This is a genomic window from Acidocella sp., from assembly GCF_013044125.1.
GTDB lineage: Bacteria > Pseudomonadota > Alphaproteobacteria > Acetobacterales > Acetobacteraceae > Acidocella.
Map to the genome: position 1 here is coordinate 1 of NZ_JABEVC010000101.1, position 22448 is coordinate 22448.

Sequence of the window (22448 nt, forward strand, 5' to 3'; positions counted from 1 at the left end):
AGCAGCCTCGCTTGCTGACACCGCACCGGGATTGGATTCTTGGCCGGCTTGAGCAGGAGAAGGATTTGACGATGCGGGCTTTGGTGATCGAGCTTGGTGTGGTCAAACGGCAGAGAATCTTCTCAGGGAAATCCGTCGACGAGTTAATAACACGCCACTCTTAATTGGAAACACTATATCAAACAAATGTTGGTGCCGACGTTGTCACCCGGCAACATCGTCATCATGGATAATCTCGGCAGCCATAAAAGCCTACCGTTAAAGAACGATTAATAATAGTAAACCCCAACAAGTGGTAGGGATCGCGCGCGTTGTGGGCAATGCTCACACGCGCTGAGACATACCGCCCGCCGGCGCATGCCCAGGAGGCGCTGCATGAGGAGATCACCGCCGACTATGACGACATGATCTACGCTGAAACCAGTGCCGAGGTGATGCGCCGGCGCCGGCTGTTCCTGGCCAAATGGCGCATGAAATGCCGCGGCGTGGCCGGCAGCCTCGAGGAGGCCGGTGATCGGTTGTTCACCTTCAGCCGGTTGCCCAAAAGCCAGCGGAAATCTGCAAGAACCACGAATGCCATTGAACGGCTGTACGAGGGATTTAAGCGCCGGATCAAGACCCAGACCGTCCTCCCCTCAGCCGAAACCGCCGCCATGTTGTTCTGGTCATTGCGCGCATCCGGACAGATCACCATGCGAAAAGTCGACGGTTGGCACAGCCTCGGAGAGCCCCCCGCCTCAATGCATCTTGATCTCGTCGCCTGACACCGTCATGTTCCCCAAACCAGAGATGCCGCCCATGGCAATTTCCACATCATCCGCGGCGCCACCAGGGTTAATCCGGCAGGGCGAATCCATATGCGTCCATCCGCAGGATGGCGTGTTCGGTGGAGGTGTGCATGCGCCGCGCCGTGCCGCCCCCGCCTGCTCCCATAGCCGTGAAAAGCGGGAGCAGATGTTCCTCGCTCGGGTGTTCGTCCCGTGCGTGGGGGGCGCGGGCGCGGTAGTCGAGCAGGGCGTCGATGTCGTTGCGCGCGAGGGCCTCGTCCATCCAGGCGCTGAATTGCGTGACATCCGGGCTTTCCGGCGCATCCACCGGTTGGCCGCGGAAGCGCCTGAGATCATGGGTGAAACTGCCGGAGCCGAGGATCAGCACCCCCTCTTCACGCAGTGGGGCGAGGCAGCGGCCGATCTGGAAAGCATGGCGCGGCCCGAGGTGGCTCTGAACCGAAAGTTGGAGCACCGGAATGTCTGCCGCGGGCCAAGCCAGCATCAGCGGCACCCAGGCGCCGTGATCGAGCCCGCGGGTCTGGTCAATCCCGGTGGCGAAACCGGCTTTTCCGAGAAGATCCGCAATCCGCTGCGCGAGCGCTGCATCGCCAGGTGCTGGGTAGCTGAGATCATAAAGGGCACGGGGAAAGCCAAAAAAATCGTGGATCGTCTCGTTGCGCCTGACCGCATTGACAGCCGGTGCGGCGGTTTCCCAATGCGCCGAGACGGCAAGAATGGCGCGCGGACGTGGGAGGCCGGCGGATAACCCGGCGAGGAACGTCCTCGCCGGTGTCTGCGTCAACGCCAGCATGGGCGAACCATGGCTGATGAAGAGGCTGGGTTGCATTACGCGCCCCTCCGGCCGAACGGGGTGGGCACCAGGGTATAAGGGCCGTCACCGAGCAGGGCGAGGACAACCAGCGCGATGGCCCAGAAAGCCGGATATTCCCAGCCACCGCCCGTCGCGGTGAAATAGAAACCGTTATGGATGTGCACGAGCACGATGGCGCCGATGAGGTCCGGCACGATCAGCAGGGCGGCGAGGCGCGGCCAGATGCCCAGAACCAGCGCAATCGCGGCGGCAAGCTCCCACAGCATGACGAAAATGCCAAACCATCCCGGCACGCCCAGGCTGGCGAAAAAATGCTCGGTGCCGGCCGGGGTGAAGATGACGAATTTCAGCCAATCATGGGCAAAGAACAGGAAGCCGAGAGTCAGGCGAAGCAGCAGGACGCCATAGCCGGCGGTTTTGGTGTCGATGTTCGAATTCATGAGTGATCTCCTTATGACCTCCACATAGCAATGCTTAAATTGTTTGGTAATTCATAAAATTTGGCTTATCGTTATGCGTTTTTGCATGGAGGCGGATTTGGAGTGGGATGATTTGCGAAGTTTCCTTGCCATCGCGCGGGAGGGCACCTTGTCAGCGGCGGCGCGGCGGCTGGGCGTGCGGCAATCGACCATGGGGCGGCGGTTGGCCGCACTTGAGGCAAAGGCCGGGGTGCGGCTGCTTGACCGCACCCCGCGCGGCTTGCGGTTGACGGCAGCCGGGGAGGCGGCGCGCGCCGAGGTGGAACGGATGGAACATGCGGCCCAGGCTGCGGAACGCGCGGTGAGTGGGCGGGATGTGCGGCTGGAGGGCACCGTGCGGCTGACCACGGTTAGCGATTTCGCACCTTCCGTGCTGGTTACGGCGCTAGCCAAGCTGGCCACGCGCTATCCGGGCATTGTGGTGGAATTAATCGCCGATGACCGAACCCTCTCTCTCGCCGCCCGCGAGGCAGACCTTGCCATTCGCCTCGCAAGGCCGCGTGGCAAGTCGTTGCGCGGGCGCCGGGCCGGGGTGGTGTCGTTCGGGCTCTACGCAAGTGCGGGCTATCTTGCCGCGCATAGTGCTCCGGCGCTACCGGGCAGCCAGGGCGAGGGCCACCGGCTGATCCTCTCGCGCGATGAGACGGGTGTGTATGCGGAAATTGACGCGCTGACGGAGATGGCGCCGAAGGCGGCGGTTGCGCTACGGACGGATAGCCGGGCCGCTCAGCTTGCCGCGGCCCGTGCCGGACTTGGCATTGCCGTGCTTGGTCATCATGTCGTGGCGGGCGAAGGGCTGATCCGCCTTGACTCCCCGCCGCTGCCGGTGCGTGAGATTTGGCTGGTCCAGCACGAAGATACACGTGATGTGCCACGCATCCGCGCGGTAGCTGACGCGCTGGCGGCCGCAATGCACGCCGCGGCGCCGCTTTTCGCGGGGAATGATCCGGCGCGCTCAGACAATCCCGCCGCCGCCGGAGGGCTTGGCGGGCCGTAACCGTGCCACGGCGGCACGGTAGCCGCTGGCGCGATAGACTGCCACCGGGTCAATTGCCGCCGCCTTGCGCAGCCGCGCCGTCGCGAGAATGGGCTGCACATCGGTGACAAAGGCCTGCTTGAGGGTCTGACTCGCCATCAGCGGATCATTATTTGTTTGATAGGCCGCCAACACTTCGCGATCCACCAACAGGGCCTGTGCATAGGCGCGTTGTACCTCGGCCGCGCTCGTCAGCAGGCTCTCGATCGGGTCGGTGACATTATGCGACTGGTCGAGCATATAAGCCGGGTTGAAGCCTGCCCCGTTGCGCTGTTCAGCATCGACGAGTTCATTAAAGATTAAAAACAGCCGGTACGGATCGATGACCCCGGCATCCAGATCGTCATCGCCATATTTCGAATCATTGAAGTGAAATCCTGCGAGCTTATCAGCATGAATCAGCCTGGAGACAATCATTTCAATATTCACGTTTGGCGCGTGATGTCCTAAATCAACGAGGCATTTGCAATTCTTGCCGACCGCCTGCGCGGCGAGAAGCGAACTTCCCCAGTCCTGGATCACCGTCGCGTAGAATGCCGGTTCATACATCTTATGTTCTAAAAAGAGCTGCCAGCCGGCGGGTAGTTTGGCATACACAGCCTGAACGCTCTCGATATAGCGCTCAAACGCCTTGCCAAAATGCTGCTGCCCTGGAAAATTGGCGCCATCGCCGATCCAGACGGTCAGCGCCTTGGAGCCCAGCGCCTCGCCAAGCTCGATGCAACGGAGATTATGCGCAACCGCCTGCGCGCGCACGGCGGGATCAGTATGCGTGAGGCTGCCGTATTTGTAGGATAGCGGGTGCCGCGCGTTCCCCGGATGATCCTGGAAGGTATTGGAATTCACGGCATCGAATCCAAGCCCCCGGTTTGCGGCATACGCGCGCAACGCGAGCGGATCTTCGGTTTCATCCCACGGAAAATGCAGCGAGACGGCCGGCGTGGCGGCCGCCAGCCGGTTGACCACGGCGCAATCGTCTATCTTGTCAAAAACATGCCGCGGCTCGCCCGCCATGGGGAAGCGGGCGAAGCGCGTCCCCCCCGAGCCGGCCGCCCAGCTTGGCGCCGCCACACCAAATTTGCTCACCGCAGCGGTGATCGTCTCAATATCAATTCCCCGGCGGCGCAGCACAGCGCCCAGATGCTCATAGTCACGCGCCAGATCATCCGCCAGCCGCGCATTCTGTGCCGCGATAAAGCTTTGATCGAATACCGGGGCAGATTTCGTAATATCGTTCATATGATTCACCGTGTGAAAGCGTTGGCGTTGCCAGCGTCGACATTTATGATGTTGCCGGTTGATTTTGCTGAAATGTCCGATGCGAAAAACGCGACCGCCTCGGCAATATCCTCGGGATATACGCTGCGTTTCAGCAATGAGCGCTCCCGGTACACCGCCTCCAGCTCGTCCAGCGAGCCCTTGTTGTAGCTGGCGGCCCGCTGGTCGCCCCACTCGCCCTGCCAGATGCGCGAGCCGCGCAGCACGGCGTCGGGATTGACGACGTTGGCGCGAATGCCAAAGGGCGCGCCTTCCAGGGCCAGGCAGCGCGCCAGATGCAGTTCCGCCGCCTTGGCCGAACAATAAGCCGCCGCGCCGGGAGATGCCACCAGCGCATTCTTGCTGCCGACCATGATGATAGAGCCGTCGAGCTGCTGGGACTTCATCAGCCGGAATCCCTCCCGCGCGGTGAGGAAATAGCCGGTGGCCAGAATATCCATATTGCGTTGCCACATCGCGAGGCTTGTCTCCTCCAGCGCCGAGGCTGAAGCGATCCCGGCGTTGCAGATGCAGATATCAACCCCTCCGTACTGAAGCGCGGTTTGTGCGAATGCCTCCACCATTGCCGCCTCGCTGGTGACATCGCCCCACACCGCGCGCGCATGGTCCGCGCTGAACTCGCCCGCAAGCTGCGCGCGGGCCGTTTCGAGAACCGCCTTGTCGATGTCGCAGAGCACGACGCAGGCACCGTCCTTGAGCAGCCGCCGCGCCGTGGCCATGCCGATCCCCCCGGCGCCGCCGGTGATCAGCGCAATCTTCCCCGCCAGCGCCTTCGGCTTAGGCATGCGCTGCAGCTTCGCCTCTTCCAGCTGCCAGTATTCAATATCGAAAGCATCCTGCTCCGGTAATCCGCGATAGCTGGAAACCGCGCATGCGCCGCGCATTACATTGATTGCGTTCAGATAAAACTCCCCTGCTATCCGCGCGGTCGCCTTATCAGCCGCAAAGGTGAGCATGCCGATGCCGGGGATAAGATACACCACCGGATTCGCATCGCGCATCGCCGGGCTGCCTGGGCGCTTGCACCGCTCATAATACGCGGCATAGCCCGCCGCATAATCGGCCAGCGCGGTTGGCAGGGCGGGCAGAATATCGGCCGCCTCCTGTGTTGCGGGATCAAAATCCAGCACCAGCGGCGTGATTTTGGTGCGCAGAAAATGGTCGGGGCAGGATGTGCCCAGCGCCGCCAGCCGGCGCAGCTCAGCACTGTTTACAAACTCCAGCACGGCTGGTGAATCATCAAAATGACCGATTTTGCGCGAACCTGACCGGCTGATGAGGCCGCGGATTGCCGGCATCAGCCCTGCCGCGACCGCGCCGCGCCGCGCCGCGGGAGCCGCCGCGACGGCCTCCCCGCCGAACGCAGGCTTGCCCTCGCTTTTGGCGGCAAGGTAAATGCTGGCGCGGTTGATGACATCGAGCGTCGTCTCGTAACATTCTTTCTGGGTATTGCCCCAGGTAAAGAGCCCGTGCGCCTCCAGGACAACCCCGCGCGCCTCAGGGTTTTCACGTGCAAAGCGCTGCAATTCGAGCGCAAGCTCAAAGCCGGGACGCCGCCAGGGCAGCCAGCCGAGACTCTCGCCAAAAATCTCCCGCGTCAGCGCGCGGCTGTCAGCCGATGCCGCGATTGCGATGATCGCATCCGGATGCACATGGTCCACATGCGGGCGGTCAACCAACCCGTGCAGCGGCGTATCAATGCTTGCCGCGCGCGGATTCAGGTTGAACGTGCAGTGGGGATATAGCCCCACCACCTCATCCTCATGCGCGGCTCCTTTGTAGAGTCCCTGCAAGGCGAGCAGCTTGTCCATATAAAGGGTCGCGAATCCATCCAGCTTGATGCTGCCGATATCTCCACCGGAGCCTTTGACCCATAAGACGGATTTTTTTTCGCCGGTCAGCGGGTCGGGCATTTCAATCTTGGAGGAGGTGTTGCCGCCGCCAAAATTAGTAATCCGCTTGTCCCCGCCGAGCAGGTTCGAGCGATATACAAGCAATTGTTCCGCGCTGAGCGTCGCGGCGAGCGCATCGTCCCAGCGGCTTACCAAAAGCGGCTGATGTTCCGTCTTATTCATTGCAAACGTTCCTCTGCTTTTATTCTGGCTGCAAACGGCGAAAGCCTGACATGCGGCATAACGCACGAAACGGTCAAAGGCAATCTTTTTTGCTCATATTCAATCATAAACCTGCATGTTTTTCTTGACGGCCGATTGAATTTGATGTTTGCTTGCTGAAAATATGAGGAAACATAGACGTGCTGGAACGTGAACGGCAACGAATCATCTTAAGTCTGGTGGAGGACCGCTCTGTCATCTCGGTGATGGAAATGGTCGATCTGCTGGGAGCCTCTGAGGCGACGATCCGGCGCGATATCAGCGCCATGAGCGAGCGGGGCGAAATCCGCCGTGTTCGCGGTGGGGCCGAAGCGCTTGTTCCCCGCCATCAGGTTCATCTCGGCACCAGCCACTTCGAAACCGAGGAGCTTGTCTGCTTTGAAGAGAAGCGCGCCATTGCCCGCGCCGCGGCGGCGCTCGTCAAGGATGGTGACAGCATCATTATCAATGGCGGCACCACGACTTTCCGGATGGTGGAATTCCTGAAAGAGCGCAACCTGGATATTCTCACCAACTCTTTTCCGATTGCGGCGATGATGTCGCAGACCAGCCGCCACCGCGTCACCATCCCCGGCGGCACCATCTATCCTCAGCAAGGCATTGTCCTCAGCCCTTTCCCCAGTGATATGACCCGGCATTTCTGGGGGCGCATTCTGTTTACCGGCTGCCATGGGCTGAACAGCGCCGGCCTGATGGAAACCGATCCGCTGATTGCCCAGGCCGAAATGCGGCTTCTGGAATCGGCTGAGCAGATCGTGATTCTCGCCGACAGCAGAAAATTGAAGCGAAACTCCGCGATGGTCGTGGCGCCGCTGTCTCGGATCGCGCGCGTTATAACCGACACGGGTGTCAGCCAGGAAGCTCTCGCGATGCTGCACGCGGCTGGCATTGCCACGGTGGTCGTGGAACCCGACCCGGTGGAGCTGGAGTCCACAAACCGCCCGCAGATACGGGCGGTTTAGGCCGCCGCTTAACGTCCTGAGACAAGATTCCACAAAAACAATCTAAAAATCAACCAAAGAGAGGAATACAAATGGAACGTCGCCATCTTCTGCAAGTAACCGCGGCTGCTTTAGGCGCCACTGTACTGCCCGCATTCGCCAAACCCGCGCGCGCAGCCGGAAAAATCCGTATCGGCCTGGTCGCAAAATCGCTTGGAAATGGCTTCTTCCTCGCGGTTGACAAGGGTGCGCTTGAAGCCGCGGCCGCGATTGGCGATGTCGAGGTGATCTTCACCGGCCCGACCGAGCCCACGGCCGATGGCCAGATCGCGGTGATCCAATCGCTGATCGCGCAACATGTTGATGCCATCGCGGTCTCCGCTAACGATCCTGACGCGCTCGTGCCGATTTGCAAACGTGCGATGTCGCGCGGCATCAAGGTCATGTCTTATGATTCCGCCATCAGCCCGGGCGGGCGCATCGTGCATCTGGCGGATTCTTCAAACGCGCTGATCGGCCAGACCCTTGATGAGCTTGCCGCTGCCGCCGCTCCCGGCGGCGTTGGAAAATTCGCCATCGTCTCGGCCACCCCCACCTCGACGAACCAAAACGCATGGATCGCCGCGATGAAACAGGATCTGCCGAAATATCCCGGTCTTGATCTCGTCTCGGTCGTCTATGGCAACGATCTTGCCGATGATTCCTACCGTCAGGCGACGGGCCTGCTGCAAAAATACCCTGATCTCAAAGTCATCGTCTCCCCCAGCTCCGTTGGCATTGTTGCCTGCGCCAAGGCGGTTGAAGACGCCAAGCTGGTCGGCAAGGTTTTTGTCACCGGGCTTGGCCTGCCCTCCGAATGCGCGGGCCATGTCGCCGCCGGATCGATCAAGAGCTTTGCAATCTGGAACCCGATCGATCTGGGCTATTCTGTTGTCGAGATTGCGGTGGATCTGGTGAAAGGGGCGACCGGCCCCGGCCAAAGCCTGCCGGCCGGGCGGATGGGAAATATCAGCTTCGGCGCTGACGGGGTTGGTGTCATGGCCAAGCCGTTCGTTTACGATGCTTCGAACGTACGGAAATTCGTAAAAATCTTCTGAACGGATTTTTAACATGACAGAACCTGCGTTCAGCTTGAGCGGAATCACCAAATCCTTTGGCGGTGTGCGGGCGCTTGTCCGTGGCGAGCTTGAACTGTTCGCGGGCGAGGTCACGGCTCTCGTGGGCGAGAACGGCGCTGGCAAATCGACTCTGGTAAAAATCATGACCGGAGTCTATCAGGCGGATTCGGGTGAGATCCGTCTGAACGGCCAGCCCGTCCACATCGGCTCCGCCGCCGCCGCCAACCGTCTCGGCATCAGCGCGATTCATCAGGAGCCGGTGGTGTTCGACGATCTCTCCGTCGCCGAGAATATTTTCATCGCCGCGCGGCCGCGCCGCCACGGGGTGGTGGATTGGGCGCAGATGTATCGCCGCGCAGCCGGGATACTGGCTGAGCTTGATCCCGGGATCGATCCCAGAATGCTGGCGCGCGACCTTGGCGTGGCGCAGAAACATCTCATCCAGATTGCGCGCGCACTCTCCAACGAGGCGCGGATCGTGATCATGGACGAGCCGACCGCGGCCCTCTCCCACCGCGAGGTGGAAGAGCTTTTCCAGATTGTGCAACGGCTCAAACGCGAGGGACGCGCCATTTTATTCATCACCCATAAATTCGAGGAGATTTTCGCCCTGGCGGACCGTTACGCGGTCTTCCGCGATGGCGCCGCCGTGGGGAGCGGTCTGGTATGCGAGACCGACCGCTCCAGCCTGATCTCCATGATGGTCGGGCGCACAGTGGACCAGGTCTTTCCTAAGCAGGACGTGCCGATCGGCGCGCCCTTGTTGCAGGTTGAGGCGCTCTCGCGCGGGGAGGAATTCGCGGATGTCAGCTTTACCCTCAACGGCGGCGAAATTCTTGGCGTCTACGGCCTCATCGGCGCAGGGCGCAGCGAGGTGATGCAGGCGATCTTTGGCCTCCACAGGCCAGACAGCGGGCGCATCGCCCTGCGCGGTGAGATGCTGAACATCCGCTCGCCGGGCGAGGCCATTGCCAAGGGCATCGCCTACCTGCCAGAGGATCGCCAAAGCCAGGGCGGCATCCTGCGCGCATCGATCGGCGAGAACATCGTTCTTCCCTGCCTCTCGGGCATATCTCACCGGGGTTTTGTCAACCGGCGCGATGAGCAAGCGCTCGCCAGGCGATTCATAGGCGAACTACAGATAAAAACTTCCAGCGCCGGCCAGCTCCTTGAGGAACTTTCCGGCGGCAACCAGCAAAAAGTCATAATCGCCAAATGGCTGGCGACCAACCCGCAGGTGATGATCATGGACGAGCCGACAAAAGGCATCGACATAGGCGCGAAAACAGCCGTTTACCGGTTGATGGGTGAACTCGTCTCCAAGGGGCTCGGCATTATCATGGTTTCCTCCGAGCTGCCCGAGATCATGGGCATGGCCGACCGTATCCTGGTGATGCGCCGGGGCCGGTTGCGCGCCTGCTTCAGCCGCGCCGAAGCCACGCCGGAGCGGATTGTCGCGGCGGCGGCCGATGCTTAAATCATTTTTCCTGCGCGCCCCGGCGGTGACGGGGCTCAGCCTGTTGATCATCGCTCTGCTTCTGAGCGTCTCGATCGCGTTTCCGCCCTTCCTCGATCCGGTGAACCTGAAATCAGCTTTTGATGATACCGCCTTGCTGATGATGATGGCCGTGGGCGAGATGTTTGTGCTGCTGACCCGCAGTGTGGACCTCTCCGTCGCCGCCAATGCCGCGCTCACGGGCATGGTTGTGGCACTTTTCAACGCCAAACATCCGGGTGCCGGCATTCTCCCGGTCCTGCTCATTTCCCTGGTCATGGGCAGCGCGCTGGGAGCCGTCAACGGTCTTCTGGTCTGGAAGCTGCGCATCCCCTCCATCGTGGTGACGCTGGGCACGCTCTCGGTATTTCGCGGCCTGGTCTATATTATTTCCGGCGGTGCCTGGGTGAACAGCGGCCAGATGTCGCATGCTTTTCTCAATCTGGTGCGCCTGCCGCTTTTGGGCATCAACCTGCTAAGCTGGGCAGGCGTGTTGATCGCGATACTGGCCTTCTTGTTTTTGCGCTACAGTCTCACCGGCCGCAATCTCTACGCCGCGGGCAACAACCCTGAAGCCGCCGCCTATGCCGGCATTGATGTTGGCCGCCTGCAATGCGTTGCTTTCATGCTCTCCGGCGCCATTGCGGGGCTTTCGGGCTACTTCTGGGTGGCGCGCTTTGGCGTTGCCTACACCGATGTCGCTTCCGGCTTCGAGCTTCAGGTGATCGCCGCCTGCGTTATCGGGGGCGTCTCGATCAGCGGCGGCGCCGGCGGTGTTGTGGGGGTTATCCTCGGCGCGCTGTTCCTTGGCATCATCAAAAATGCCCTGCCTGTTGTTGGCATTTCTCCGTTTTTCCAATTGTTGATCAGCGGGCTGGTCATTACCGTCGCGGTGGCGCTCAATTCCGGCACCCAGCGCAAAACCCATGGCCGGCACATTCTTGAATCCAAAAAGGTGACGCCATGAGCAAGGCTTTGTCTTCCAGCTATACGCCAGGCCCGCCCATCGCCTGGAAGAAAATCCTGTTGAAATGGGAGACGCTTCTCGGCCTCGCGGTCATCGCGGATTTCGGGCTGAACACGTATCTCTCACCTTATTTTCTTAATCCCTGGACGCTCTCGGACGCCAGCTTCAACTTCACCGAACAGGCCATCGTGGCGCTGCCGATGGCGCTGCTCATCATCGCAGGCGAGATCGATATTTCCGTCGGCAGCACCATCGCCTTGTGTTCCGTCGCCATGGGGCTGGCAGCCAAGGCGGGGTTTGCAACGCCATGGCTGGTTGGCCTTGGCATCTTCACCGGGTTTCTTGCAGGTTGCTTCAACGGTTTTCTGGTCACCCGGCTGCGCGTGCCCTCGATCGTCGCGACCATCGGCACGCTCACGCTCTTTCGTGGCATCGCTTATGCTCTTGTCGGCAACGGCGTGCTGAAATCCTACCAGCCGGATTTCGCCTATTTTGGCCAGGGCTATGTTATCGGCCCCGTCTCTTTCGAGGTAACGCTCTTTGCGCTGCTGGCGCTTGCCTTCGCGGTGGCGTTGCACAAAAGCGTCATCGGCCGCCGCATCTTCGCCATAGGCGCCAACCCGGTTGCCTCGCGGCTTTCGGGTATTCCCGTTGAGCGTTATAAATTCTGGATTTTTGCCCTGCTGGGCGCGACCGCCGGGCTGGCCTCCATCCTGCTGACCTCGCGCCTCGGCTCGACCCGCCCCTCAATTGCCACCGGATGGGAACTTTCGATCATCACCATGGTGATACTGGGCGGCGTTTCCATCAACGGCGGCCAGGGCAGCATCCTCGGCGTCGTGCTGGCGGCGCTGTTCATCGGCCTGGTCACCTTTGGGCTCAGCCTGCTGAATTTTCCAGGCATCGTGCTCGGCATCGTCACCGGTACACTGCTCATTGGCGTCGTGGCGATTTCCTCGGCGCTTGGCCAGAGCGGGCGGCGCAGGCGCAGCTGATGGAACAGCCGATGGAAAAAGTCGCCTTTCGTATGTCGCTAACTCCTGGCCAGGCTGCGGAATACCAGCGGCGGCATGACGCAATCTGGCCGGAGCTGACCGCGCTGCTCAAAGCCGCCGGTATCAGCGATTACAGCATTTTTCTGGACCCTGAGAGCCACAGCCTCTTCGCGGTTCTCTCGCGCCCTGTGCGGCACGGCATGGACGCGCTGCCCAGCCATCCTGTGATGCAGGCGTGGTGGCGGCATATGGCGGACATCATGGCAACCAACCCGGATGGTTCGCCAGCCGTCACGCCGTTGCTGCCCATGTTCCACCTTGCGTGAGCGCAGAATGGCCGGTCTGATCGCCGTTCTCGATATCGGCAAATCCAACACCAGGCTTTTTCTCGCCGCGCCGGATGGCGGCATCATCTGGTCATGTGCGCGCGCCTCATCCGCCATCTCGTGCGCGCCCCTGCCGGGCGAACCCACCCCGGCTCTTGCGCTGGACATTGAGGGAATTGAGGCCTGGCTGCTGCACGCGCTGAGGACCTGTCCGCACAGGCAGCACATCCGCGCCATTTTGCCCATTGCCCATGGCGCCGCCATGGTGCTGATCGGCAACGGCGGCAAAGTGCTGTTGGCGCCTGATTACGAGGACCCGTATTTCGAGCGGTGCCGCGCCGAATATGAGTTGCTGCGCGATCCCTTCACCGCGACGCTCTCGCCCAACCTCACCACGGGGCTTAATCTCGGCCGGCAGATTTTTACCCTGCAGCGTCTCGCCCCCCGGTTTTTCGCCAATGTGGAGATGATCCTCACATACCCGCAATACTGGGCCTGGCGGCTCTCCGGCGTGGCCGCCAGCGAAATTACCTCCCTGGGCTGCCACACGGATCTTTGGCTTCCCGCACAGGGCTGCTTCTCCCACCTCGCGCGCGCCAAGGGCTGGGCAGGCTACTTCCCCCCGCTGCGGCCCGCCAGCCAAGCTCTCGGCGGGTTGCGCCCCGAAATCGCCGCCGCAACCGGGCTTGCCCCCGGCTGCACCGTCTTCTGCGGCATCCATGATTCCAATGCCTCCTATCTTGCGCATCTTGTAACCCAACCAGCGGGCAAGGATTTCACGGTTGTTTCCAGCGGCACTTGGTGCGTCATCTTCGCGCCCGCCGCGCCGCTCGCCAATTTGCGCGAGGCCGAGGACATGCTGTGCAACCTCGATGCCCGCGGCGGTCTTGTCCCCACCGCCCGCTTCATGGCTGGCCGGGAATACGCCGCGATTGCCGGCCCTGAGGGCGCGCGCGCAACGCCCACGCTGGAAGGGCTGGCCTGTGTCCTCGCGGCCGGCGCGCTGGCGCTGCCCAGCTTTGCGCCTGGCGGGCCGTTCCCCGAGGCTCCCGGCCAGATGCTCGCCGCCTCCGCGCTCGCGCCCGAGGGCCGCGCCGCCCTTGCCACTCTTTATTGCGCCCTGATGACCGACAACAGCCTCGAGCGCCTCGGCGTCAGCGGCGCCATCCTCATCGATGGCCCGCTGGCCGCCTCGCCCCTCTTCCCGCGCATCCTGAAAAGCCTGCGTCCGGATGCCGAAATCCTCCCCGCGCAGAGCAAAATCGGCATCATTCCCGCGGTCCTTTGGCTTACATCCGCGGAGCGTCCCGCGCCGTTCGGCGCTCCGGCGCGCAGCGAGGCACTCCCCAATGCGGCTGATCTGCGCGCCTATCGCGACCGCTGGCGCCAAGCCCTGCCGCCCGCACCATCGGCTGAGCGCAGACCGGTACGGCCTGAGTTATCTTGAACGAGGCGTATTTCAGGGCAGGACACTGTGCTGAAATTGCCGTGGGGCGAAAATTTCGGATTTGGTTGATCTGAGTCAATGACCGGGCGGCGCGGCTGGTGGATGTTAGTTTAAGACTCTGCCAGGGCCTATAAGGCTTGTTTATATACAAGGCGGCGTGGGTCAGGTTTGTTGCGGGTGCGATGCCGTGTACTTGTTTGCGTTCTGGAAATGATGGTTCGGTTTTCCGGTTGGCTCATAATAAAAAGCGAGAAAATGGGATGAGTAGGGTTGCTGTTGTTACGGGAGGAACACGCGGAATCGGATCGGCGGTGGCGCGCCGGCTCAAGGAGAGCGGCTATGCGGTTGCCGCGGTTTATCAGGGCAATGATGCCGCTGCCTCAGCGTTTCAGCATGAGACTGGCATCGGTATTTATAAATGGGATGTCGGAAATTACGACGCATGCGAGGCGGGTTTGCGCGGTGTTACGAAGGATTTTGGCGGTGCGGTCGAAATTCTCGTCAACAACGCCGGTATCACCCGCGACGCCATGCTCCATAAGATGACCCCAACGCAGTGGCAGCAGGTCATCGAGACGGATCTCACATCCTGCTTCAACATGTGCCGCGCCGTGATCGAGCCGATGCGTGAGGGCGGTTTCGGACGGATCGTTAACATCTCCTCAATCAACGGACAAAAGGGGCAAGCCGGACAGACAAATTATGCGGCGGCGAAGGCGGGTGTTTTGGGTTTCACGAAAGCGCTTGCGCTGGAGACCGCGGCTAAGGGCATTACGGTGAATGCTGTGGCGCCGGGATATACCGAAACCGAAATGGTAGCTGAGGTGCCGGAGAACGTCCTCGCCAAAATTGTCGCGCAGATACCGGTGGGCCGCCTGGGCCAGGCGGATGAGATCGCCAGGGTCGTGCAATTCCTGGTGAGTGAGGAAGCGGGGTTTATAACGGGCGCGACGATCACCGCCAATGGTGGCCAATACATGGCGTAGGGCCATTTGTGAGATGCGCCATGCCGTGGCGTGATTTATCAATTGCCCCGGTCTCTGCCGGGACGCCCGCGCCGGATTTTTGCGGATACGATCAGCCATTTCATGCCGCGATTGCCCGGTTGACCGGCGGTCTTTCGCCGTTGGCGCCGGTGCATTTCAGGTTGGGCGCAACGCCGCGGTCATGCGCGGCAAGGTTATAGCGCGATATGTTCAGCTTGATGCAAGCACGCCAAGCTGAACGCGCCAACATTTTTGATAAGAGGCTGATTCACGCTTTCGGCTGCCGCGCTTGCGCTAAAATTACCGGGACACGCTCGCTAGACAGTGAAGGCAGCGCGGAATGCCGCCAGGGCAGCCTCTGGGTCGCCGCTGGCGAAAGCTTCCATTCCCACCGGGCCGGTATACCCCATCGCCTTGAGCGCCAAAGCGACACCGCGCCAGTTCACCTCACCGGTTCCCGGTTCCATGCGGCCAGGAACATCGGCCACTTGAATCTCCCCAACCCAAGGCAGCGCCCGGCGGCAGAGTTCGATCAAATTTCCTTCGCCGATCTGCGCGTGGTAGAGATCAAGGTTCAATTTAAGCCGTGGATGATTGACCGCCGACACCAACGCCAGCGTGTCCTCGGCCCGTCCAAACGGCGTTCCGGGGTGGTCAACCGGCAGGTTCAGATTCTCCAGCGTGAAGACGGCATCTTCCTTTTCAGCCATGTCGCAGATCCGGCACAGCGTGTCGTGCGCCTTGAGCCACATGGCGCCGGTCACAATTTGAACAGGCTGCACCGGCAAGCCGCCTTCGCCCAGCCCGGTGCCGTGCAGGTTCAAGCGTTGCACCCCAAGCCGTTTGCCCACGCGCGCGGTCTCCCGTGCCGTGGCCAGCAGTTCGACCGCGCCATCGTCATCTGTCAGGCGTCCCCGCAGATAGCCGTTCATGATCGTGAAAGTAGCGCCGGTTGCTTCGAGTTTCGCCAGGTCATGGTCTGGCCAGTTCCAAAGCCCAACGCCGAAGCCAAGGTCTTTCAGGCGCGCGGCGCGCCACTCGATGGGGCGGTCTCGCCAGAGCATTTCAGCGCAGGCGGCAAGTGAAAACGTCATTTAAAGTTCCTTCAGGATGATGATGGATCAGACGCTGATTCGCGCCTGCTGTCAGGCCAACGCCACAGGCGCCTTCCGGGTGATTGATTCAATGCAGGCCAGCGCGATGGCCAGGGCGGCGCGTGCATCCTCACCACTGGGGACCATGCCCTGGTCACCACGCATGCTTCGCACGAAAGCCGCCAATTGTGCCGTGTACCCATGGATGAAATGCTCGGTATCGCGGCGCCATGTGTTGCTCGATACACCGCTCTTGTCGAACAGCATCATGCTTGAGCGCCGGACATCTCCCATCGTTACCATGCCTTGAGAGCCGAACACTTCGCCGCGGATGTCATACCCATACATCGCGCAAAAATTCGCTTCGGCCACGGCGATAGATCCGTTGTCGAACCTGATCGTCACAACGGCGGTATCCAGAAAACCATTCGCCTTGGCGTCGGGGCGGACCAGAGCATCCCCGGTGGCGTAGACCTCCACAGGGCGCGCCCCGGCATTGAGCCACAACAGCGTGTCGAAATCATGAATCAGCGTTTCGTAGAAAATCGTCCAGAGTGGAATGCGCGCCGGATCGCCGCCAAAGGGCCCTGGGTCACGTGTGAGCGAGCGCAGCAGCTGTGGCGTTCCCACCTGCCCGGCTTCGATCGCCGCCTTGCCTTCGGCAAAAGCCTGATCCCATCGGCGGTTGAACCCAACCTGCAAAGGCACGCCAGAAGCCCGCGCCGCGGCAATGGCGCGATCCGCATCCTCAAGCGTCAACGCCATCGGTTTTTCGCAGAATATGGCCTTGCCCGCCTCGGCGGCCTGCACCAGCACATTGGTATGAAACCGCGCGGGCGTGGCGATGATAACGGCATCGAGCCCTGGATGGGCTAAAAGCGCTTCCACATTCTCATAGGCGCCATCGGCATCCAGTTTGTGGGCGAGCGCCTGGGCTGCGCCAGGGGCAGGGTCGGCAATGGCGGCCAGGTTCGCCTCAACCAGGCGGCGGGCCACGGTTTCTGCATGAAAGGAGCCGATACGGCCGGCGCCGATGAGGCCGACATTAACAGGCGTGGTGCGGGGCATGGGCGGTTTCCGTTGATATTAGAAAATGCGGGATTGAGTGCTATAAAGAGCTTGCTACCGGTAGCAAGCGCCGCAACTTACACGCTGGACCAAAATATGCAAGAGAAATTCCCATGGTGATTTTTCTGGAATTTGCGTTCCAAGCGCAGGGCGGAGGCAATGAGTAAACGGGCAACGGCAAGGGAAGTGGCGGCGGCGGCTGGCGTCTCTAAATGGACCGTTATCCGCGCCTTCACCCCTGGCGCTTCGATTACCGAGGAAAGCCGGCGGCGGGTTTTGGCCGCCGCCGAGGCGTTGAACTACACCCCAAACCTGCTGGCACGCAGTTTGGCCACGAATCTCACGCATCAGGTGGCAGTCTTCGTGGATGATTTCGCCAATCCGCAGAAATTGCCTTTTCTGGAAGCGTTGACCGCCCGCCTGCAGGCCGAGGGGCGGGTGGTGATGCTCATCAACATCAACACGCAATTTGACCATGTGCGTGCCCTGCTCAATGCGGACCAGCGGCAGGTCGATGCTGTCATTTTATTCGGCACGGCCTTTCGGGATGAAACGCTGCGCGACCGCAAACTCAGCAAGGGCATGCCGCCGCTCTTCGTGTTGGCGCGCGATAGCCAGATCGAAGGTATTCCCGCCGTTGTCTGCGACGCGCAATTGGCGCTGCGCGATATCGTCAGCCACCTCGCCGGCAAAGGGTACCGCCGCCCAGGTTTCATGGCTGGAGCACAGGTGCTTTCCACCGCGCTGCAGCGGAAGCATTATTTCGCCCATTTCTGGGGGCGGCACGGCATCAGCGTCAGTACAGAACTCAGCGCTGATGACTACAGCTGGAAAGCCGGAGCAACCGCGCTCCACTCTTATTTGTCGATAACGCCTCCGGCGGAGCGTATCGACGTATTGATGTGCGAAAATGATATTTTGGCGATGGGGGCGCTGGACGTTCTGCGCAGTGATTTCGGTCTGCGCGTACCGGAGGACATGGCTGTTTTGGGGTTTGATAATTTAGAGCTCAGCGGAACACCGGCATACAGCCTGACGACATATGAACAACCCTTGCACGCAATGGTTGACACGGTTGTGGCCATGGTGACGGGAGACCTTGAATCCAAAACTGTTGCGATATCAGGCCAACTGATTTTACGTTCAACGGCATGACCTGCGGATGACCGGAGATCGCCGCCGCGCGCCTGAAGTGGCGGCGCAGCGCAAAGCTGCCCAGCGCGCGCAGAAGAGCCTTGCATGGGCGGGCATTCTCCCTTGAGCTGAATCTGCCTAATTCGTGCGCGGACGCTGTGTCAACGGGGGGAGGGGCAATGCAACACACCACGCTCAGCTTGCGGCACGGCCTTCTCGCGCTGGCCATCACGGCGGTCTGGGGCAGCAATTTTGTCGTCATCCGGCTCGGGCTTGACCAGTTTCCCCCGTTCCTCTTCGCCGGGCTGCGCTTTACCCTCGCGGCCCTGCCGGGCATTTTGTTCCTGCCGCGGCCGAACGTATCCTGGCTTAACCTCGCCGCCTATGGCGTCCTCATCGGCGCCGGACAATTCGGCCTGCTGTTTCTGGCGATGGATGGCCATATCTCCCCCGGGCTGGCCTCGCTCGTTATCCAGGTTCAGGTGTTCTTCACCATCTTCCTGTCTATGGCGCGCAGCGGCGAACTGGTGCGCGGCTTTCAGGTCGCCGCCTGCCTGCTGGCGGTGGCGGGCATCGCGGTAATCGCGGTACATGTTAACGGCCACACCACGCCACTCGGCCTGGCTCTTGTGGTGCTCGCCGCTGCCTGCTGGGCGATTGGCAATATCGTCGCGCGTGAGGGCCGGCCGGACAATTTTTTAGCCTATGTGGTTTGGGGGAGCCTTTTTTCAGCGCCGCCGTTGCTCGTTTTGTCGCTGCTGGTGGAAGGCCCGGCGGCTATCGGCCGGGCCATTAGCCATGCCACCCTCTGGGGCTGGGCCGCTGTGGTGTGGCAGTCCCTCGGCAATAGCTGGTTTGGCTATGCCAGCTGGGGGTTTTTGCTGGCGCGCTATCCCTCCGCCACGGTCAGCCCCTGGGCGTTGCTCGTGCCGGTCTTCGGCATGGGGACTGCCGTGCTTTGGCTCAGCGAACCGATGCCGGCATGGAAGCTCGCAGCAGCGATGCTGGTGGTCATGGGCCTTGCCGTGAGCGTGTTCTATCCGCGTCTGCAGGGCCGCTTGGCCAGAATTTAGCTTCTGCCGTAGCGGGAAGGCGGCGGAAGGCTGGATGAGCGAAGGGAAGAATTCCACAACCTGCGCCCAATTGGCGCATGGACGCGCGGGCGCGCGTGGCGTGGAACATGAGGCGGCTGAGGGTGGCGCGGGGCGCCTCGCAGGAGGCGTTCGCCGTGGACGCGGGCATCGACCGCACCTACATGATCCGGATAGAGCGGAGGATGGAGAACCCCACCGTCACGGTGCTGGAGCGCATCGCCGCCGCGCTGGGCGTGGAGATCGCGGCCCTGTTCGCCGACTCCGGGCCGGAGGGCGACGCACCGCGCTCGTTGCCGGCGGGCCGAAAGCGGCGGAAGCCAGGCTGATCCGGCTACACGGCAGCTTGTAGCAAATTAGCCATCACTAAAAAAACGACCCGGTATTGTGAGATCATGGGGTGGGCCGGCACTAATTTTCAAGGGGACGGGTTGTATTAGAGTGATCGTTCTATTATTAATAGGATAACACAGATTGGAGCCCGTTCCATGCCCCGCCCCCGCCGTTTGACCGATGAAGATGTGCTGGACTGCTCGGTGGAGGTATTCCGCCAGCGGGGTTATGCCGGGGCCTCCCTGCGGGATTTGACGCAGGCCACCGGGCTCAGCGCGGCCTCGCTGTACAATCGCTATGGGGATAAGGACGGCTTGTTCATATCGTCGGTAAACCGGTACGCGGATCTCGGCATCTCGGAGAGGCTGGCACGGCTGGAACAGGCGGCTGATCCCATTGCCGCGATCAGGCAGTTTTTCGATGAGATCATTGCGCTGTCAGATGACGATCCGCATCACCTGGGCTGCCTGCTTGTGAATTCACTGCTCGATGGCGGGGCGATGTCAGCCCAGGCCCGCGCTCTCGTCCATTCCAGGCTGTTTGAGGTCCAGGGATTCCTGGAAGAGCAGATTGCGCGGGCCAGGAAATCTGGTGCCCTGCCAGAGAGCATAAATCCGGTGGCGATGGCGGAGTATCTCACGGCGGCCGTGCTCTCGCTCCGCGTTCTCGCGCGCATTGACGCAAATCCGCCGCAGCTACGCCGGATTGCCGCCCAGGCGCTCAGCGCGCTGGGAAGCTGGAATTAGTTTTTTCTTTTAGCGCCAGGAGACTGTAGATGACTGCCGAAACCAAACTCACGTTACCCGCCCAAACCCTGGAGACCGCACCTGGGCCCGGCCGTAAGGTGCTGGAAAAAGCGAAGGCGCAAGTTGGATTCATTCCAAATATGTATGCCAATATGGTGAACTCCCCCGGGCTGCTGGATACTTACCTCGATGGCTACGCGCGGTTCCGGGCGGAATCCGGCTTTACCCCTACCGAGCAGGAGGTTGTGTTCCTGGTCATCAGCCGCGCCAACGGGTGCAACTATTGCAGCGCGGCTCACAGCATGATGGCCGATAAAATGTCCAAGGTTCCAGCAGACGTACTGCAGGCGTTGCGCGCGGGCACGCCGGTCGCTGATCCAAAACTGGCGGCGCTGGCGCAGTTCACGCGGGTGATGTTCGATACCCGCGGCCGTCCCGCAGCGGCCGGCACACAGGCATTCCTGGCCGCCGGCTATGGCGAGCGCCAGGCGCTGGAGATTGTGCTGGCCATGGCGGTGAAAACATTGAGCAACTGCGCCAATCACCTTTTTCACACGCCAGTCGACGACATGTTCGCGGCGTATAAGGTAGCGTAATCCGAGAGGCGAGGAGCAGGCGCATGACGGTGAAATTTCCCCAGGTTCGGGCCATGGTGTTCGATGCCTACGGCACATTGTTTGACGTCGGCGCCGCCGTCGTTTCGTGTGACGACATCGCACCGCCGCAACGTGCGGTGCTTGCGGTGCTTTGGCGCGACAAGCAACTGCAATACACATGGCTGCGCGGGTTGCAGAAACGCCATGCGGATTTCGGCCAGGTGACGGCCGAGGCGCTCGACTATGCGCTGGAGGCCACCGGGCTTGCCAGCCCCGAGCTGCGCCAGCGCCTCCTCGCACTTTATCAGACGCTCGAAGCTTATCCCGAGGTCTCTGCGGCGCTGGAGGCGCTGCGGGTGCGCGGGCTGGTTACGGCGATCCTCTCCAACGGCACGCCGGGCATGTTGCGTGCCGCCGTGGAGCATGCCGGAATCAGCCATCTGCTGGACCATGTGCTCTCGGTGGAGGAAGTAGGCGTATTCAAGCCAGCACCGGAGGTCTACCAGCTCGCGGTGGACCGGCTTGGCATACCCGCCCAGGAAATCGGCTTCGTCTCGGCCAATGGCTGGGACGCCTATGCAGCTTCGGCGTTTGGGTTTCAGGTTGTCTGGTGCAACCGCGCGGGCCAGCCGGCCGAGCGCCTACCCGGCGCACCGCGCGCGGTGGTGCGCGGTCTGGGGGAATTGCCTACGCTGATGGCAGAGTGAACCGCTTGGTCCGGCGCGTGAAGGGGGGGATAAAAATAATCACCTTGGTGCGTAACCATTCTCTTCCCCAGCGCGAATAACGAGACCGGGCTGGTCGTGGCCCGGTTCATCTGTTGCTTTTCAAGCCTCCGGACGAATCCGTATGAGCTTACCAGACCATTATTCAGCAGCCGAAACGGGCTTGCTGGACCAGCTTTCCACCCTGCGATGGAATCGGTTTCATACGATGCTGGTGCTGGTGCTGGTGTTCGGGCCGTTTGGCCCTTGGGACCGCGCTCGATTTCGTCGAAGCCTCCGGCTATTATGGCTTGTTCGCCTTTTTGCCGATTGTCGTATTGCCAGCCCTGCATCTGCCGCCAGCGCAGTTGCCGTTGTTTTACCTTGCCGGGAGTGTCTGCGCGCTGGTGGGTGGTCTGGCCGCCGCGGCACTGCTTGACCGGTTGGGCCGGGGCTGGACGGTGGGAGGATTCTACCTCGCCACGGCACTCGGGCTGGTGGCGTTCTCCTCGTTCACAAGCAGGGGTGCCGGGCCCATCATGATCGGCTTTGCGCTGGTCAACATGCTGGCAACGGGAAGTTGGATCGCCGCTTACCCGACCTTCTCCGAACTCTTCCCCACCGCCCTGCGCGCCACGGGCATCGGCGCTTCGGTGGCGGCCGGACGCATCGGGGCGGCGCTCTCGGGCCCGGGCATGATGTTATTGGTACTGTCGCTGTCATGTCCGATTGTGATGATGCCCGTGGGCACGCTCAAGCCTGGTATGGCGATATTCATTTTGAAAAACGCGATCGCTCCGGTAGTGGCCCGTAGCGGGGACGCATTCATGCGCGTCATATGGGAATTTAAGAAATCTATATATTGACGAGCATAAATTGAGCGTCAGCGCGTCACACC

At 61.4% G+C, this 22448-nt stretch carries 23 protein-coding genes and 1 pseudogene; 18 read left to right on the forward strand and 6 right to left on the reverse strand.

Going from position 1 to position 22448, the window contains the following annotated elements; genetic code table 11:
• Positions 1-353 precede the first annotated feature (353 nt).
• Positions 354-764, forward strand: a pseudogene (locus HKL97_RS06340) (transposase); the annotation flags it as partial.
• Positions 765-834: 70 nt separating this feature from the next.
• On the opposite strand, the gene HKL97_RS06345 reads toward HKL97_RS06340, so the two are convergent.
• Together HKL97_RS06345 and HKL97_RS06350 are read right to left on the reverse strand one after the other, a co-directional pair.
• Positions 835-1617, reverse strand: a complete 783-nt coding sequence (locus HKL97_RS06345; RefSeq protein WP_291423555.1) for a class III extradiol ring-cleavage dioxygenase — start codon at positions 1615-1617, stop codon at positions 835-837.
• Positions 1617-2042 (reverse strand): DoxX family protein, encoded by a 426-nt coding sequence (locus HKL97_RS06350; protein WP_291423557.1) that lies wholly within the window; start codon positions 2040-2042, stop codon positions 1617-1619. Before HKL97_RS06350 ends, HKL97_RS06345 begins: the two co-directional genes overlap by 1 nt.
• Before the next feature lie 85 nt (positions 2043-2127).
• Here HKL97_RS06350 and HKL97_RS06355 point away from each other — a divergent pair, with 85 nt between their 5' ends.
• The gene (locus HKL97_RS06355) at positions 2128-3078 is read left to right on the forward strand and encodes a LysR family transcriptional regulator (RefSeq protein WP_291423559.1); all 951 of its coding nucleotides are present in this window, start codon (positions 2128-2130) and stop codon (positions 3076-3078) included.
• On the opposite strand, the gene rhaI is transcribed toward HKL97_RS06355, so the two are convergent.
• Together rhaI and HKL97_RS06365 are read right to left on the reverse strand one after the other, a co-directional pair.
• A complete protein-coding gene (rhaI, locus tag HKL97_RS06360; protein WP_291423560.1) occupies positions 3037-4356 on the reverse strand; it encodes an L-rhamnose catabolism isomerase in 1320 nt (439 codons plus the stop codon). The genes HKL97_RS06355 and rhaI overlap by 42 nt on opposite strands.
• Positions 4357-4361: 5 nt before the next feature.
• Entirely contained in the window at positions 4362-6470 is a 2109-nt protein-coding gene (locus tag HKL97_RS06365; protein ID WP_291423562.1) for a bifunctional rhamnulose-1-phosphate aldolase/short-chain dehydrogenase, read from the reverse strand.
• 179 nt (positions 6471-6649) lie between these two features.
• Between HKL97_RS06365 and HKL97_RS06370 the strand changes: the two genes are divergently transcribed.
• The 9 genes from HKL97_RS06370 to HKL97_RS13660 all read left to right on the forward strand — a co-directional run bounded on the left by HKL97_RS06370 (position 6650) and on the right by HKL97_RS13660 (position 14984).
• On the forward strand, positions 6650-7471 hold the full coding sequence (locus HKL97_RS06370) for a DeoR/GlpR family DNA-binding transcription regulator (RefSeq protein WP_291423564.1): 822 nt from the start codon (positions 6650-6652) through the stop codon (positions 7469-7471).
• Positions 7472-7542: 71 nt separating this feature from the next.
• Positions 7543-8547, forward strand: a complete 1005-nt coding sequence (gene rhaS / locus HKL97_RS06375; RefSeq protein WP_291423566.1) for a rhamnose ABC transporter substrate-binding protein — start codon at positions 7543-7545, stop codon at positions 8545-8547.
• Between the two features lie 13 nt (positions 8548-8560).
• Positions 8561-10045 (forward strand): sugar ABC transporter ATP-binding protein, encoded by a 1485-nt coding sequence (locus tag HKL97_RS06380; RefSeq protein ID WP_291423568.1) that lies wholly within the window; start codon positions 8561-8563, stop codon positions 10043-10045.
• The gene (locus HKL97_RS06385) at positions 10038-11030 is read left to right on the forward strand and encodes an ABC transporter permease (RefSeq protein WP_291423570.1); all 993 of its coding nucleotides are present in this window, start codon (positions 10038-10040) and stop codon (positions 11028-11030) included. Before HKL97_RS06380 ends, HKL97_RS06385 begins: the two co-directional genes overlap by 8 nt.
• A complete protein-coding gene (locus HKL97_RS06390; protein WP_291423572.1) occupies positions 11027-12025 on the forward strand; it encodes an ABC transporter permease in 999 nt (332 codons plus the stop codon). The genes HKL97_RS06385 and HKL97_RS06390 overlap by 4 nt, the downstream gene beginning before the upstream one ends.
• 11 nt (positions 12026-12036) lie before the next feature.
• Positions 12037-12351 carry an L-rhamnose mutarotase gene (locus tag HKL97_RS06395; RefSeq protein ID WP_291423595.1) on the forward strand — a complete coding sequence of 105 codons (315 nt, stop codon included), beginning with the start codon at positions 12037-12039 and terminating at the stop codon, positions 12349-12351.
• Positions 12352-12358: 7 nt separating this feature from the next.
• Positions 12359-13798 (forward strand): FGGY-family carbohydrate kinase, encoded by a 1440-nt coding sequence (locus tag HKL97_RS06400; protein WP_291423573.1) that lies wholly within the window; start codon positions 12359-12361, stop codon positions 13796-13798.
• A 260-nt stretch (positions 13799-14058) separates the two neighbouring features.
• On the forward strand, positions 14059-14784 hold the full coding sequence (gene phbB / locus HKL97_RS06405) for an acetoacetyl-CoA reductase (RefSeq protein WP_291423575.1): 726 nt from the start codon (positions 14059-14061) through the stop codon (positions 14782-14784).
• Between the two features lie 20 nt (positions 14785-14804).
• Positions 14805-14984, forward strand: a complete 180-nt coding sequence (locus tag HKL97_RS13660; protein ID WP_363238487.1) for a poly-beta-hydroxybutyrate polymerase N-terminal domain-containing protein — start codon at positions 14805-14807, stop codon at positions 14982-14984.
• Positions 14985-15101: 117 nt separating this feature from the next.
• On the opposite strand, the gene HKL97_RS06410 is transcribed toward HKL97_RS13660, so the two are convergent.
• Positions 15102-15878, reverse strand: a complete 777-nt coding sequence (locus HKL97_RS06410; protein ID WP_291423577.1) for a TIM barrel protein — start codon at positions 15876-15878, stop codon at positions 15102-15104.
• 51 nt (positions 15879-15929) lie between these two features.
• Entirely contained in the window at positions 15930-16946 is a 1017-nt protein-coding gene (locus HKL97_RS06415; protein WP_291423579.1) for a Gfo/Idh/MocA family oxidoreductase, read from the reverse strand.
• A gap of 186 nt (positions 16947-17132) precedes the next feature.
• Between HKL97_RS06415 and HKL97_RS06420 the strand changes: the two genes are divergently transcribed.
• From HKL97_RS06420 to HKL97_RS06450, 7 genes are all read left to right on the forward strand, one after another.
• Entirely contained in the window at positions 17133-18101 is a 969-nt protein-coding gene (locus HKL97_RS06420) for a LacI family DNA-binding transcriptional regulator (protein ID WP_291423581.1), read from the forward strand.
• A gap of 158 nt (positions 18102-18259) precedes the next feature.
• Positions 18260-19153: an EamA family transporter gene (locus tag HKL97_RS06425; protein ID WP_291423583.1), complete on the forward strand. Its 894-nt coding sequence runs from the start codon at positions 18260-18262 to the stop codon at positions 19151-19153.
• Between the two features lie 77 nt (positions 19154-19230).
• Positions 19231-19500, forward strand: coding sequence for a helix-turn-helix domain-containing protein (locus HKL97_RS06430; RefSeq protein WP_291423586.1), 270 nt, complete (start codon positions 19231-19233; stop codon positions 19498-19500).
• Between the two features lie 159 nt (positions 19501-19659).
• Entirely contained in the window at positions 19660-20250 is a 591-nt protein-coding gene (locus HKL97_RS06435; protein WP_291423588.1) for a TetR/AcrR family transcriptional regulator, read from the forward strand.
• Between the two features lie 29 nt (positions 20251-20279).
• Positions 20280-20846, forward strand: a complete 567-nt coding sequence (locus HKL97_RS06440; RefSeq protein WP_291423590.1) for a carboxymuconolactone decarboxylase family protein — start codon at positions 20280-20282, stop codon at positions 20844-20846.
• Between the two features lie 23 nt (positions 20847-20869).
• Positions 20870-21553 carry a haloacid dehalogenase type II gene (locus HKL97_RS06445; protein WP_291423591.1) on the forward strand — a complete coding sequence of 228 codons (684 nt, stop codon included), beginning with the start codon at positions 20870-20872 and terminating at the stop codon, positions 21551-21553.
• A 257-nt stretch (positions 21554-21810) separates the two neighbouring features.
• Positions 21811-22416 carry a hypothetical protein gene (locus HKL97_RS06450; RefSeq protein ID WP_291423593.1) on the forward strand — a complete coding sequence of 202 codons (606 nt, stop codon included), beginning with the start codon at positions 21811-21813 and terminating at the stop codon, positions 22414-22416.
• Positions 22417-22448: the final 32 nt, after the last annotated feature.